Origin of the sequence: Lyngbya aestuarii BL J (assembly GCF_000478195.2) — a bacterium.
Taxonomy (GTDB): Bacteria; Cyanobacteriota; Cyanobacteriia; order Cyanobacteriales; family Microcoleaceae; genus Capilliphycus; species Capilliphycus aestuarii.
This window is the reverse complement of record NZ_AUZM01000114.1, coordinates 1-13720: the sequence shown is the minus strand read 5'-3', so window position 1 is coordinate 13720 and position 13720 is coordinate 1. Positions and strand designations below refer to the sequence as shown.

Sequence of the window (13720 nt, the reverse complement as noted above, 5' to 3'; positions counted from 1 at the left end):
GTTTGACATTCTCAGATTTCCTGCAAAGACCGATTCTTTCCAATTTAGCCGACATTTAACCCCCTGTTATGACTCTAGAGACAAAAATTTTCTTCCTTCCTGAGTTGACCCTTGATCCGTACCCCAGAAAACAACGGTGTAAAATCTCAATGTTGTTGTTTTGCCAGCTTCCAATATGATTTTAGGTAAGTATTAAGAGTTAAATTAGATTATCCCAGGCCCAAGAAGTCTTGGCCAAAAAAATGATCAAGTCATCAGTTAAATCAGATATGAGACGATTGACATCTACACGAAAAAATTCATCTAACCCTAACCCAGATTATCATCATCACCGGGACTCAAGCCCCGAAAATCAAACGGTAGAAACCGATCCGATTGATCCTCACTCCCCTTTTCAACATCAAGTCGAACCGATGACCAATTCACCCTCAATTTATCAAGGACGCCGCCGAAAAGCGGCTGTAGTCCTCAGTATGATTTGGGGAGGAACAATCACCCTACATCTCGTTTCTTGGGGTTCGTGGTTCATTTTCGGCTTAACAGGGTTAATTTCGATTCATTCGTTGCGTATCCTGTTCACCCGATATCGTCACCCATCGTCTGATCAGACGGCAACAGGTGATCGCGACTATTGGCCCTTTGTCTCTTTGCTCGTGGCTGCCAAAAATGAAGAATCTGTGATTCACAATTTAGTCGAAAACTTGTGCAACCTCGATTATCCATCTGACTCCTATGAAGTTTGGATCATTGACGATCACAGCACTGATAACACACCCCTTTTATTAGATCAACTGGCGGAAAAGTTTGAGCAACTCAATGTTTTACATCGTCAAAATGGAGTCGGTGGAAAATCGGGGGCGCTCAATCAAGTTTTACCCTTAACTCAAGGTGAATTTATTGGGGTATTTGATGCCGATGCTCAAGTGTCCCCCAATTTATTGCAGCAAGTCGTTCCTCTGTTTGACAGCGATCAAATTGGTGCAGTCCAAGTCCGAAAAGCGATTTCTAACGCCCCTCTCAATTTTTGGACTCAAAGCCAAGCCGCAGAAATGGCACTGGATTCATTTTTCCAAGAACAGCGCATTGCCTTAGGAGGGATAGGAGAACTCCGAGGAAATGGTCAGTTTGTTCGTCGTGACGCGATTGAAGCTTGTGGCGGTTGGAACGAAGAAACCATCACCGATGATCTCGATCTCACCATTCGACTCCATCTCAATGATTGGGATATTGAATTTTTAGCCTTTCCCCCCGTCTACGAAGAAGGAGTCACAAAATCTATCTCCTTGTGGCATCAACGCAACCGTTGGGCTGAAGGCGGATATCAACGCTATCTCGATTATTGGAAACCTTTACTCCGTAATCGTCTTGGCTCTCGTAAAACCTTTGATTTATTCGGGTTTTTAATCATTCAATACTTAGTCCCGACTGCTGCTGTCCCTGATTGTTTAATGTCGTTAGCTTTGCGTCGTTTACCGATTACCAGTCCTTTATCATTGCTGGCTTTAACGCTGTCGTTTGTGGGAATGTTTATTGGGTTACGTCGCACCCAGACCCCTCAAAAAGCATCCCAGACTCGCAGCGTTTCTCAATCAATAATGACCGTCTTACAGGCTGGATTACAAAGCTTGCGGGGTACGTTTTATATGCTTCACTGGTTTATTGTGATTAGCAGTACCGCCATCCGCGTTTCAGTCCGCCCGAAGCGTCTAAAGTGGGTGAAAACGGTTCATCAAGGAATGTAAATTCTGCAATGATCCCGTTCTATACACTCTGAGATGGATTGTGTTGTTACAATTGCAGTCCCAACTCAATTAGCGATATCAGGGAGAAATTAGCAATGGATTTACTAGAGTACCAAGCCAAAACCTTATTTCGGGAGAAAGACATCCCGGTGTTACCCTCACAGCGGATTGATCGCGCTCAAGATGTCAAGGGATTGAGAATTCCCTATCCGGTGGTTCTCAAGTCTCAAGTGCGTTCAGGGGGAAGGGGTAAGGCTGGAGGCATACGATTTGTGGAAAATACTATTGATGCAGTCGCGGCGGCTCAAGCGATTTTTAATCTGCCCATTCGGGATGAATATCCGAAAGTGCTATTAGCTGAGGCTAAATATAACGCGGATCAAGAGTTTTATTTGGCAGTGACGTTAGATCCGAGTAGTCGCCGTCCGATGATGTTAGGATCGATTCAAGGTGGAGTTGCTGTCGAAGAAGCGATCTCAGAGGTTCAGCAAGTTATTGTCGATCAAGAGTTTTCCTCGTTTTATGCTCGTCGCCTCAGTGTCAAAATGGGACTGCATCAAGATCTGATTTTAGCGGTGAGTGCCATCATCGAAAAAATGTATTGGTTGTTTGTGGAAAAGGATTTAGATCTGATCGAGATTAATCCATTGGGTATTAACTCTAGTGGCGAGGTGATGGCTCTTGATGGCAAAGTGATTGTCAATGATAATGCTCTCGGACGTCATCGAGATTTAGCAGCTTTAATTCAAAATCATCATAATCCCGCGAAAGCCTCGTTAACAGATGTCTATTCTTTTCCTTTTCCTTGTCCGTTTGATCGGGTTCTGCTTCCCCGACTAAAAATGGTGGAACTTGAAGGTAATATCGGCATTTTATCAAATGGTGCGGATATGACACTGACGACTGTTGATTTGATTATTCAAGCAAAGGGAAAACCTGCAAATTACCTTGATTTGGAGGCAGAAGATTATACAGAATTGACCGAGGCTTGGGGTGATCATCTCTATCAAGGTTTAGAATTGGTCAGTCAGTCTGATCAGGTGAAAGTTGTTGTGGTCAATCTTCTCAGTCACGTTGTATCTTCTCAAAAAACGATTTTAGAAATAGCCAATTATCTCCAGAAAAAGGCGAATATTGGCTATCTACCTCAGTTTGTTCTGAGATTAGCGGTTAATCCGCCTCGTGAAATTCTCGATCAGTTGGCACAACTACCTGTTCAAGTTGCTGAGAGTTTGGATGAGGCGGTGAAGCTTGCTGTTTCTTTAGCGAAGTAATGGAAAGCGGATCTTCTCCTCTGTCGTTTGGGTTCTCGATTAATCCGGTGGGTAGAAGTCCGGGACAAACTTTGAAAATCGCACGCCGACTAAAATAGAAAAATCTCGTATCTCATACAGTTAGATACTGTCCGATCTGAGTCAATTGCGAACTCAGTTACAGTTTATTTGTCGTTGCTGCATCAGTCTAGGGTTTACAACTAGAGTCAATAACTATGGATTTAACGTCAGAGAGTAAAGTTTTAATTCAGGGGAATGCAGCATCTCAAGCTTTGATTCATGCGGTTCTCAATATGAAGGCTTATGGGACTAATATTGTCGCTTGTATAACTCCCGGTCAAGGCGGTACTCATTTGCAAGAAGTTCCGATTTTTGATTTGGTTGAACAAGCACAGATTAAAGTAGGCTCGATTGATACCAGTGTGATTTGGGTGAATCCCTATCAAGCGCTAGATGCTGCTTTAGAAGCGATTGAAGCTGGAGTCAAACAACTGGTTATTCTCACCGAGGGGATGCCGCCTTTGGATATGGTCGGTTTGATTCGTAAAGCCGAAATCTCGGAAACGCTTCTCCTTGGGCCGAGTTGTGCTGGGATTATTGTTCCCAATCAGCTTTTATTGGGGCTTCATCCTGGTGAGTTTTATAGTCCGGGTTCTATTGGGTTAATTAGTCGGGGTAGCAGACTCAGTTATGAAATTGCTTCTCAACTCACTCAAGCTAAACTTGGACAGTCTCTGAGTGTAAGTATTGGGAGTGATTTGATTATTGGTTCTTCTTTTATTCAGTGGCTACAAATTTTGGATGAAGATGATCAAACTGAGGCGATTGTTTTGGTCGGAGAAGTCAGCGGCAGTGGTGAAGAAGAAGCGGCTTCTTATATTGCTGAAACGATTGATAAACCTGTGATTGCTTATATTGCTGGACTGTATGCACCCCCAACTAAACTGCTAGGTCATTCCTGTACGCTAGCGACATCTAAACTACTCGCCCAAACTATTTGTCCGCCTACAATAGAAAGCAAAATAGAAGCGTTTAAAAAAGCTAAAATTCCCTTGGCTGACCGTCCGTCTCAAATTCCAGGTTTAATTAAAAAAGCTTTGAAAAAATAACGATGTCTAAAAAGTCTGATCGATCTTCACAATCTTCGAGTTCTTCTGCTTATCTTTCTGATCAATGGCATTCTCTTATGAATGCGGTTGCTTATCGCTTTAATCGGGAATATCAAGGGGAGGCTTTTGAACTTCCCGAAGAAGTGGAAAACTTGCCGATTTTTCGCGATCGCATGGCGGGAACTCTACAAGCTAAAATCACTTCGCCCTTTTGGGAACTGACTAAAATCCAGAAAAATCAACAGTGTTTAGATATTGGTTGTGGAGTCAGTTTTTTGATTTATCCTTGGCGAGAGTGGAATGCTTTATTTTATGGTCAAGATATTAGCAATGTGGCAATAGATGCTTTGAATGCTCGGGGACCACAGTTGAATTCTAAACTGTTTAAAGGGGTAAAATTGGGGGCGGCTCATCATTTAGAGTATGATGCAGATCAGTTTGATTTAGCGATCGCAACGGGGTTGAGTTGTTATTTTCCCCTTGAATATTGGACGGAGGTTATGGCTGAAGTTAAACGAGTCTTGAAGCCCACTGGAGAGTTTATTTTTGATGTTCTCAATCCTGATGCACCATTAGCAGAAGATTGGGCAATTTTAGAAACTTATTTAGGAACAGAAGTCTTTTTAGAACCACTAGAAAATTGGGAAAAGATGATTAAATCTAATAGTGAAAAGATTGTTAAACAGAAGGAAGGAGAGTTATTTAAAGTTTACAAAGTTCGTTTTTAAAAGTTATCAATTTCAATTGATTTCCAGTTAAAAATTAAATTAAATCCTAAAACAATGAAATTTATAGAACAAAAAAATTACACCCAAGAAGAATACTTAGAATTAAAAATAAATTCTGAATAATGAGTGGTTATTTATCGAACTTATAAATAAGCCTGTCTAACGCTTTTGGGTCGGGGAACAGTAACAGTAATTCCTTTTGTTTTAGATTCAGCAACAACAACGCTTGATTGTCGTTTTTTTGATTCTAAACCTTCTGAAGTTTGAGATTGACGCTTCACGGCTACATCAGAAACCCCAACTAGAAGAGAATCAGCTTGATTAATTCCAAATTTCCCCGTTTAACATTTGTAGCGTAGACCTTTAAAATAGAAAACGATTGTGCAACTCAAATCAAATAATGCTAGATCTCGTATTAATTAGTACGTTAGGATTTTTAGGAAGTTTTGGTCATTGTGTGGGAATGTGCGGCCCTCTAACAGTAGCATTTTCTCTCTCAAATACAGATGATTCAAAAGAACCCGCTTGGCAGTTTCATTTATTATTAAATATTGGACGAATTATCAGCTATGCCTTAGTTGGTGCCGCCATTGGCGGATTAGGTTCGGTCTTAGTTGCCAGTGGACAAATGGCAGGATTAGGAAGTGTTATTCGACGGGGAATGGCAATTTTAACAGGATTAATGTTAATTGGGTTAGGATTGGCACAAATCCGACCCGATTTGATCCCTAAATTACCAATATTACACCCACTTTCCCCTAAAGTTTGGCATAACCGTTTTAGCGGTGCAATGGTCAATTTATCCATGCAAAAAAATCCCTTGACTCCTTTATTTTTAGGTTTAGTTTGGGGTTTAATTCCTTGTGGTTTTCTCTATACAGCCCAAATCTAAGCCGCAGAAACGGGAAGTTTAAAGATGGGAATGGTGACAATGTTGGCTTTTGGACTGGGAACATTACCCACAATGTTAGGGGTCGGTTTATTAACCAGTAAATTCAGTTCAGACCGTCGCAGTCAATTATTTCGCTTAGGGGGATGGATTACTTTAACCATTGGAATTTTAACATTATTACGAACTGGAAATCATGTTGATTATACCGGTCATGGAGCATTAATTTTTTTAATGTTAGCTTTAATTGCCCGTCCAATGAGTCGGTTTTTCCCGCAACTTTTACAGTATCGACGTTTTTTAGGGGTGGCTGCTTTTATCTTAGCATTAGTTCATATGGGTCAAATGATTGATCATACTTTTAATTGGAATATTGAAGCATTTTGGTTTATGGTTCCCCAACATCAATGGGGAATTGGACTGGGAACAATTGCTTTATTATTGATGACTCCTGCGGCGTTAACGAGTTTTGATAAAATTCAACGTCATTTAGGACAATACTGGCGGAAAATTCATTTATTAGCGGTTCCTGCTTTTATTTTGGGTGTGGTTCATATCCTCTTAAGTGGGTCGAGTTATTTTGGCGGATTTGAGTGGACTGTTAGCCATCAAATTCGGGTAGGAATTTTAGCAACAATCAGCCTTTTTGTGTTATTGGTGAGAATGCGTTCAATTTGGTGTTTATTTTCTCTGGAAAAGTTCTATGTTTCACCGAGTAAGTCACAGTAAACGGTTTAGAAAATTTGTTATACTAGGGTTGATGAGTATTCCGATTCTGGTTAATTTTAGTCATCGTTTAACTATTCCGACTCTCGCCCATGAAGTTGAAGTTTCTGGAGATGTAGCGGCGACTTTTCACCTCGAACCTAATCACAATCCAAAAGCAGGAGAAACCGCCCAAATTTGGTTTGCATTAACTCGCAGAGGAGGGGCGATTATTCCCCTCGAACAGTGTAACTGTAAATTAGCGGTTTATCGTCAACCCCGTCAAGCCGAAGATCAACCAATGATGACTCCAACATTAAAAGCGATTTCTGCTGAAAAATATCAAGGAATTCCCGGAACAGATGTGGTGTTTCCCAAAGCGGGAAGTTATGAATTAGAGTTGAGTGGAACCCCTAAAACTGAGACTAATTTTAAACCGTTTAAGTTTAGTTATTCAGTCACCGTTCGATAATTCTTTTAAAAGACTGGCTGTTTTTTTATTGAGTTCAAGGACATTATTTGATTCTATTCCCTAATAATATTTGTTGGTGAGGTAAAATTTATTAAAACCTTTCACTTTTTTCCTTGATACTTATCCTTATAGCCCGGTTTATCTCTCATTACAACCGGGCTTTTATCCTCAACTGGAACTAATTACTTTGTAAAAATATCAATAGATAGAGGAATCTATCCCAATAAATATTTAAACTGAGTCGAATGTTAGAAAAAGGATTTTTCATTTTTGGTTTGCTAATCTTGTTAATCTCAGCAAAAACTAAGCAAGGTTGGAAGCGAATGACTTAGACTGTTGAACTTTGCGTAAAGATTGAATTGTTGAAATCGTGTGTTCGGCGACTTGATCGATTTCGTCAGATGTATTAAATCGACCGATTCCAAACCGAATAGAAGCATAAGCCAACCCATCGGAACGTCCTAAAGCGGCTAACACATGAGAAGGTTCAATTTTAGTGGAAGTACAAGCCGAACCCGAAGAAACCGCCATCACAGGTTGTAGTCCTAAAAGTAATGCTTGACCATCGACTCCAGCAACGCTAATATTCAAATTTCCCGCCAGACGTTGAGTGGGATGTCCGTTGAGATAAATATCACCCAAAGTTGTTAATTTTTCCCAGAGTTGTTGTCGCAATTTCGTTAAACGTTCGGTTTCTGTTTTCATCTCTTTTAAAGCCAATTTAACCGCTTCACCAAATCCAACAATTTGAGGAGTGTATAATGTTCCTGATCGCATTCCTCGTTCATGTCCGCCTCCGTGAAGTTGAGGGGCGAGTTTGACTCTGGGGTTGCGACGACGAACATATAAAGCCCCAATCCCTTTTGGCCCGTAAATTTTATGGGCGGTTAATGACATTAAATCAATGTTCATTTCTTCTACATCCAGGGGGATTTTTCCCAAGGCTTGGGCGGCGTCGGTGTGGAAGAAAATATTGCGATCGCGACAAAGTTCTCCAATTTCTGCGAGCGGTTGTAACACTCCGATTTCGTTATTAGCTGCCATTATAGAAACTAAAATTGTATCGGGACGAATAGCATTTTCTAGCACGTTTAAATCAATTAAACCATCAGATTGAACCGGAAGTAAAGTTAACTCAAATCCCAAATTTTCTAAATAGTGTAATGGGTCGAGAACGGCGTTATGTTCACTCACAACGCTAATTAAATGACGGCCTTTGTTAAAATAGGCTTCAGCAACGCCTTTTAGGGCTAAATTGTCGGATTCTGTGGCGCCGCTTGTCAAGATAATTTCTTCGGGTATGGCGTTAATAGCATTGGCTAAAGTTTCTCTTGCTTTTTTAACTGCGGCTTCGGCTTCCCACCCGTAAACATGATTAATACTGGCTGGATTTCCAAAGTGTTCGGTAAAGTAAGGAATCATTTCAGCTAACACCCGTTCATCCATCGGTGTTGTGGCGTTGTTATCGAGATAAATTGGACGGTTTGACATAAGAATCAGTGGGTTTAAAACAATCGGTTTTCAAGTTTAGCTTTTTAGACAGAAAGAATCAGGATGATTGCCGAATTAAACGGTTTATTGTGAACGATCGCAAAGTCAGATAGTCTTTTCTACAAATTTTAAAAGTTAAAGATTTAATTTAGTTGGAGAGAGAATAATTTCTCATTCTGATAAAACTCAATGACTATTATATAATAGATAGACGTTAGTTTTGGACGACCATACTTCCATGACCGAATCAACAAACGCTCGTGACGTTTTTCGATCTGCTTACGAACACCGCTACACCTGGGACTCGAACTTCCCCGGTTATAGTGCTGACATCGAACTCAAACAGGGTTCGGAGATCTATAATGGTCAGATTCGCATCAATCCTGACATGAGTGTAGAAGTCATGGGGATTGAAGATGAGGAGGTAAAACAAAGCGTTTACACGCAACTCCGAGATATTGTCACCCACCGCAAACGCAACTCTTTTGAGAACTCTCACGGTAAAAATAGCTTTAGTTTTGGCGAAAAAGATGAGACGGGCGCTGTAGAAATTCTCGTCGAAGGGGATTCGATGGGTTCCAACTACAAAGTCCGAGATGATCAAATTTGTTTGGTGAGTCGGGTTATGGGTCGGATGGCGTTTGTCATCAATACCCACGAAAGCCTCGATACAGGAGAAGGTTTTGCAGCGAGTCACTATGATGCGGTTTTCCGCAATCCCCAAACCAACGATATTATGCGAGAATTGGAATTTGAGGATAAGTTTGAGAAAATTGGCAATTATTATGTGATGACTCACCAAGTCGTTCATTCTAAGGAAAAGGGAACACTCACGACAACTGAGTTCAACTATTCCAATATCAAACTGTTAGAACCTGCAACAGTGAGCTAAAATTTGAACTCTTAATGTTTCTTTCGTGACGTTAGGATTAAGATAAGTTCAGACTGATCGTTTTGAAGAATAAACAACAAGAGGTGAGCCATGTCCACTCTAGCCTTAACACCAGACAACGTTGAAACCGTTTTGGACGAACTCCGCCCCTATTTAATGGCGGATGGCGGTAATGTTGAGATCGTTGAACTTGATGGCCCGATTGTACGGTTGCGCTTGCAAGGGGCTTGTGGGTCTTGCCCGAGTTCAACAATGACGTTAAAAATGGGAATTGAGCGTCGTTTACGGGAAAAAATCCCCGAAATTGCAGAAGTTGTAGCGGTTGCATAGTTGAATTTTACCGTTCAATTATCTCGAATTAGGGATTAGAGAAAAGGAAAGTTAAAAAGGCGATCGCTGCTAAATCTCCTTGAGACTTTCTCTACTCTAATCCCTTGCTAATTCGGAAATATTGAGAAAACTAATGCTTTAAGTGCTGAGTAATTCAACCAATTCCTGTTTTTTCTTCTTACTGTAACCTGTCAGTTGACGTTGCTTCGCGAGTGCTTTCAATTCTGTAGTCGTTAAACTCTTGAGGATAGCCGGATCTTTGATTACATCTGGCATCGGTTGAGGAATCAGATCAAAGACTTCCTCTAATGCTTTTAACTTGCCTTTTGTAATTCCACACTTGAGTTTTGTAATCGGATCTAAAGTCTTCCAGTATTGACGGGGTGCTGCATCAATTCGGTTGGTTGCTGTGAGCAGGTTAACCCCTTTTAGAAGGCTTCCTGGCTTTTCAATTAAATACTGCAAGGCATCTTTAATTTCATCTCTTGTTGCTTGAGAGAGATTAATTTTGGGTGTTACTTCACCGGATAATACCTGAGTTAGCTTTTCTGTTTCCTCTCGCTCATCTGCGATAATGCACCAAATCTTTTCTAACCCCGCTTCTTCGGCAACAGCATAGATAAATGTATTGCCAATCACTTGATATCGATCTTCACCGATTTCTTTAACAATTACAGGAACCCAATTGCGATCGCCATATTGATTTAAAGCTTTTGCTGCTGCTGTAATTAAAAATTTCGGCGCATCAGTTCCATTTCCGGGATCAATCTCATCGAGATAGAGATACATTAAGTTGCCAATATCACTTAAGTTACTCATTGTAAAAAATACTCCTTAGCTAAAGCTAAATAATAGTCACGCGCTGTTTTACTTTTATAAGCCGCAGGGATTTGATCAAACGCTGCATTAGAGATGTGTGCGTAACTTGGCAAATCAAAAACGTAACGATTTTTTTGAGCTTTAGTATAACGAGGATAAAAGTAAGGAATTAAGTTAAACTCTCGCCGGACTTGTTCAATAATACGGTCTATGGCGTTCTGAACAGTTGTTCGCTGAGACTCTGTAATCTTCTCTCCATTAAAGAATATTGGCAGTGCAATTGGCCCCCCATCTTTTCTGTATTCCTGAACCTCCGGAATATATTTCTGAATGGCTATCGCTGCATTTTTTAATGAAAAGATATTGTTGTGTTTGGTAGGAATTAACACAACATCTGCCGCATAAATCGCACTTGTACTGACAAAACGCCAGTTGGGAGAACTATCAATCAAAATATAGTCATATCTAGACTTGAGAGGCTCTAAAATTTGGCGAAGCCTGAATATTTTAAGTTCTTGTCGCAACTCATTTTCACTTTTATCAGCAAATGTTTGATCTGATGGAATAATATCAATTACAAATCTCTTATTTTTTAAACTCACCCTGTGATGCTGAATGACCTGATCATCAATATTTGCTCGTTTATTTTCCATACAAGCGTAGAAACCTTGTTCACCTACTTCAACACCAAGAGAATGGGTTAAATCTTGCTGATTTGGATCAAAATCAATCACAAGAACTTTTTTACCATACAGGGTTAAAACGGCAGCTAAATTGGCGGTTGTTGTTGTTTTTCCCACACCTCCCTTATTGTTATAGATAGCAACAGTTAAAGCTTTTGTAGGTGCTTCAATTTTTTGACGAATTTTTAAAAGTATCTCGGTCACATTGTCTGGAGTCAGTTTTAAACAGAGAGTAGCTGGGTAGACAACTTTACCGTGTTTTCTAAATAGTTGAATATGTTGTGAATTGGTGATTATTCCCCAGTTAACGGTTTTACAGTTCGGAGCAAGACAATAATTTTTAAGTTGCTTAACTGTTCTTCCATATTGCGGAGAACCTTCACATAGATTGATATCTCTCCCTTTGACTTCAATCAGTAAATAGGGGTTAGTTTGAGTTTGAATAAATGTATCATCTTCAATTCTTTTTCGTGCAGCATAGTCGACTGCTTGCGATCCTTGTCCTGTAGGAAACTCAGGAATTTGATCTGCCTGTTGAAAACCAAGTGCAAGTAATAGCTTAGAGATAAAAACACTGTTAACTATTGCTTCAGAGGCATTTTCAGGAAGATGAAGTAAGGCTTGCTTAAGATCTTGATCGCTCACTTTGAGTTAATCTCCATACTCATCTTACGACACTTTTTGAAAATTATTGAAACCCTTGCTAGAAAAGAACTTTGGACTTTTTCTAAAAGAGCCATAATTCAATTAAATTTGGTACGAAACTTATCCCTATCAGAATAGCACTATCAGTTAAAGATCATTAAACCAAAAAAACAACCCCACCTGTGAAGGCGGGGCGTTTATTTTAACTTTTAACTAAGCGATTAACTCAACAATTCCAGAAGAATTAGTCGAGGTCGGGCATAGCCAATACAGGTTCAGTTTCACGTTCAATTCCTTTCTCGAAACCAGCAGCAGCAGCGCGAGCGCGGCCAGCGTGCCACAGGTGTCCAATCAGGAAGAAGAAACCGACGATGAAGTGGAAACCAGCCAACCACGCACGGGGGTTAACGTAGTTAAAGCCTTGAGCTTCTGTGATGATACCGCCCACGGAGTTAATAGAACCGTTGGGAGCATGAGTCATGTATTCAGAAGCACGGCGAATTTGCCAAGGCTGGATGTCGTTCTTGAGCTTGTTGAGGTCAAGACCGTTAGGCCCACGTAGAGGCTCTAACCAAGGGCCACGGAAATCCCAGAAACGCATAGTCTCACCACCGAAGATGATTTCACCAGTGGGAGAGCGCATCAGGTATTTACCCAAACCAGTGGGGCCTTGAGCAGAACCGATGTTCGCACCGAGTTTTTGGTCACGAACTAAGAACACAAAAGATTGAGCTTGAGATGCTTCGGCGTTTGTAGGGCCGTAGAACTCACTCGGATAAGCGGTATTGTTAAACCAGACAAAAGCCGCAGCGATAAAGCCCATCAGAGACAGAGCGCCTAAGCTGTAGGACAGATAAGCTTCTCCAGACCAGATGAACGCACGACGCGCCCAACCAAAGGGCTTGGTGAGAATGTGCCAGATACCTCCAGCAATACAAATCAAACCAATCCAAATGTGACCACCGATGATGTCTTCCATGTTGTCAACACCGATAATCCAACCTTCACCCCCAAAAGGAGCTTTGGTCAGATAACCGAAGATCACAGCCGGGTTCAATGTGGGGTTATTGATGACTCGGACATCTCCACCACCGGGCGCCCAACTATCGTAGACACCGCCAAAGAACATGGCTTTAAACACCAGCAACAGCGCACCACCACCCAACAGGATTAAGTGGTAGCCGATGATGTTGGTCATTTGGTTCTTGTCTTTCCAGTCGTAACCAAAGAAAGAAGAATATTCTTCTAAGGTTTCTGGGCCACGAACGGCGTGATAAATCCCACCTAAGCCGAGAACCGCAGAGGAAATTAAGTGCAGAACACCAACAACGAAGAAAGGAAAAATATCGATAACTTCACCACCAGGGCCAACACCCCAACCGAGGGTGGCGACATGGGGAATCAAAATCAAGCCTTGTTCGTACATCGGCTTTTCTGGAACAAAGTGAGCGACTTCAAATAGAGTCATCGCACCAGCCCAGAAGACGATTAAGCCAGCGTGAGCGACGTGAGCGCCCAGTAGCTTACCAGATAAGTTAATCAAACGGGCGTTACCTGCCCACCATGCGAACCCAGTAGATTCTAGGTCGCGGCCTCCAACATAAGAATTAGAGAGCGTTACCACGTGGTAATACCTCCTCAGGGAATACAAAGTTTTGGTGAGGTTGATCGACGGGAGCCATCCAGGCGCGAATCCCTTCGTTCAACAAAATGTTCTTGGTATAGAATGTTTCAAATTCGGGATCTTCAGCAGCCCGCAATTCCTGAGACACAAAGTCATAGGCTCGCAGGTTGAGTGCTAATCCGACAACACCGATAGAACACATCCACAGTCCAGTCACGGGGACGAATAACATGAAGAAGTGTAACCAACGCTTGTTGGAAAAAGCAATCCCGAAGATTTGTGACCAGAAACGGTTTGCGGTCACCATGGAATAGGTT

13 protein-coding genes and 2 pseudogenes are annotated in these 13720 nt (G+C 41.3%); 9 read left to right on the top strand and 6 right to left on the bottom strand.

Annotation, left to right across the window (positions count from 1 at the left end; all coding sequences use genetic code 11):
• Nucleotides 1-269: 269 nt before the first annotated feature.
• The 4 genes from M595_RS25865 (at nt 270) to M595_RS25850 (ending at nt 4853) form a co-directional block, all read left to right on the top strand.
• Complete coding sequence (locus M595_RS25865) at nt 270-1742, top strand: glycosyltransferase family 2 protein (RefSeq protein ID WP_040484694.1); 1473 nt, start codon at nt 270-272, stop codon at nt 1740-1742.
• Nucleotides 1743-1837: 95 nt separating this feature from the next.
• Nucleotides 1838-3016, top strand: a complete 1179-nt coding sequence (locus tag M595_RS25860) for a succinate--CoA ligase subunit beta (protein WP_023069531.1) — start codon at nt 1838-1840, stop codon at nt 3014-3016.
• Nucleotides 3017-3231: 215 nt separating this feature from the next.
• Nucleotides 3232-4125, top strand: a complete 894-nt coding sequence (locus M595_RS25855) for a succinate--CoA ligase subunit alpha (RefSeq protein ID WP_023069535.1) — start codon at nt 3232-3234, stop codon at nt 4123-4125.
• A 2-nt stretch (nt 4126-4127) separates the two neighbouring features.
• Nucleotides 4128-4853, top strand: a complete 726-nt coding sequence (locus M595_RS25850; RefSeq protein WP_023069532.1) for a class I SAM-dependent methyltransferase — start codon at nt 4128-4130, stop codon at nt 4851-4853.
• 143 nt (nt 4854-4996) lie between these two features.
• Here M595_RS25850 and M595_RS31630 read toward each other — a convergent pair whose 3' ends face one another.
• Nucleotides 4997-5134, bottom strand: coding sequence for a hypothetical protein (locus tag M595_RS31630; RefSeq protein ID WP_023069529.1), 138 nt, complete (start codon nt 5132-5134; stop codon nt 4997-4999).
• 119 nt (nt 5135-5253) lie between these two features.
• On the opposite strand from M595_RS31630, the pseudogene M595_RS32935 reads away from it, so the two are divergent.
• The 3 genes and pseudogenes from M595_RS32935 to M595_RS25840 form a co-directional block, all read left to right on the top strand.
• Nucleotides 5254-5904: pseudogene (locus M595_RS32935) on the top strand (sulfite exporter TauE/SafE family protein); the annotation flags it as partial.
• Complete coding sequence (locus M595_RS32930; RefSeq protein ID WP_338041674.1) at nt 5893-6471, top strand: ferric reductase-like transmembrane domain-containing protein; 579 nt, start codon at nt 5893-5895, stop codon at nt 6469-6471. The pseudogene M595_RS32935 and the gene M595_RS32930, both read left to right, overlap by 12 nt.
• Nucleotides 6446-6919, top strand: a complete 474-nt coding sequence (locus tag M595_RS25840; RefSeq protein ID WP_040484693.1) for a hypothetical protein — start codon at nt 6446-6448, stop codon at nt 6917-6919. The genes M595_RS32930 and M595_RS25840 overlap by 26 nt, the downstream gene beginning before the upstream one ends.
• Before the next feature lie 303 nt (nt 6920-7222).
• Here M595_RS25840 and M595_RS25835 read toward each other — a convergent pair whose 3' ends face one another.
• On the bottom strand, nt 7223-8410 hold the full coding sequence (locus tag M595_RS25835) for an IscS subfamily cysteine desulfurase (RefSeq protein WP_023069530.1): 1188 nt from the start codon (nt 8408-8410) through the stop codon (nt 7223-7225).
• Between the two features lie 238 nt (nt 8411-8648).
• Here M595_RS25835 and M595_RS25830 point away from each other — a divergent pair, with 238 nt between their 5' ends.
• The gene (locus M595_RS25830; RefSeq protein ID WP_023069527.1) at nt 8649-9302 is read left to right on the top strand and encodes a DUF3386 domain-containing protein; all 654 of its coding nucleotides are present in this window, start codon (nt 8649-8651) and stop codon (nt 9300-9302) included.
• Nucleotides 9303-9392: 90 nt separating this feature from the next.
• Nucleotides 9393-9632: a NifU family protein gene (locus M595_RS25825; protein ID WP_023069523.1), complete on the top strand. Its 240-nt coding sequence runs from the start codon at nt 9393-9395 to the stop codon at nt 9630-9632.
• A 138-nt stretch (nt 9633-9770) separates the two neighbouring features.
• Here the strand turns inward: M595_RS25825 and M595_RS25820 are convergent, their stop codons facing one another.
• The 4 genes and pseudogenes from M595_RS25820 to M595_RS25805 form a co-directional block, all read right to left on the bottom strand.
• Nucleotides 9771-10451: a Rho termination factor N-terminal domain-containing protein gene (locus M595_RS25820; protein WP_023069533.1), complete on the bottom strand. Its 681-nt coding sequence runs from the start codon at nt 10449-10451 to the stop codon at nt 9771-9773.
• Nucleotides 10448-11779 (bottom strand): AAA family ATPase, encoded by a 1332-nt coding sequence (locus M595_RS25815; protein WP_023069525.1) that lies wholly within the window; start codon nt 11777-11779, stop codon nt 10448-10450. The genes M595_RS25820 and M595_RS25815 overlap by 4 nt, the downstream gene beginning before the upstream one ends.
• Before the next feature lie 244 nt (nt 11780-12023).
• The gene (gene psbC / locus M595_RS25810; RefSeq protein WP_040484692.1) at nt 12024-13403 is read right to left on the bottom strand and encodes a photosystem II reaction center protein CP43; all 1380 of its coding nucleotides are present in this window, start codon (nt 13401-13403) and stop codon (nt 12024-12026) included.
• Nucleotides 13387-13720 (bottom strand): annotated as a pseudogene (locus M595_RS25805) (photosystem II D2 protein (photosystem q(a) protein)); the annotation flags it as partial. The gene psbC and the pseudogene M595_RS25805, both read right to left, overlap by 17 nt.

Bases quoted from the DNA above. Each gene is read 5' to 3' on its own strand.
- M595_RS25840 (WP_040484693.1), top strand. From the start codon at position 6,446: ATGTTTCACCGAGTAAGTCACAGTAAACGGTTTAGAAAATTTGTTATA.
- M595_RS25855 (WP_023069535.1), top strand. From the start codon at position 3,232: ATGGATTTAACGTCAGAGAGTAAAGTTTTAATTCAGGGGAATGCAGCA.
- M595_RS25860 (WP_023069531.1), top strand. From the start codon at position 1,838: ATGGATTTACTAGAGTACCAAGCCAAAACCTTATTTCGGGAGAAAGAC.
- M595_RS25830 (WP_023069527.1), top strand. From the start codon at position 8,649: ATGACCGAATCAACAAACGCTCGTGACGTTTTTCGATCTGCTTACGAA.
- M595_RS25865 (WP_040484694.1), top strand. From the start codon at position 270: ATGAGACGATTGACATCTACACGAAAAAATTCATCTAACCCTAACCCA.
- M595_RS25820 (WP_023069533.1), bottom strand. From the start codon at position 10,451: ATGAGTAACTTAAGTGATATTGGCAACTTAATGTATCTCTATCTCGAT.
- M595_RS25835 (WP_023069530.1), bottom strand. From the start codon at position 8,410: ATGTCAAACCGTCCAATTTATCTCGATAACAACGCCACAACACCGATG.
- M595_RS25825 (WP_023069523.1), top strand. From the start codon at position 9,393: ATGTCCACTCTAGCCTTAACACCAGACAACGTTGAAACCGTTTTGGAC.
- M595_RS25850 (WP_023069532.1), top strand. From the start codon at position 4,128: ATGTCTAAAAAGTCTGATCGATCTTCACAATCTTCGAGTTCTTCTGCT.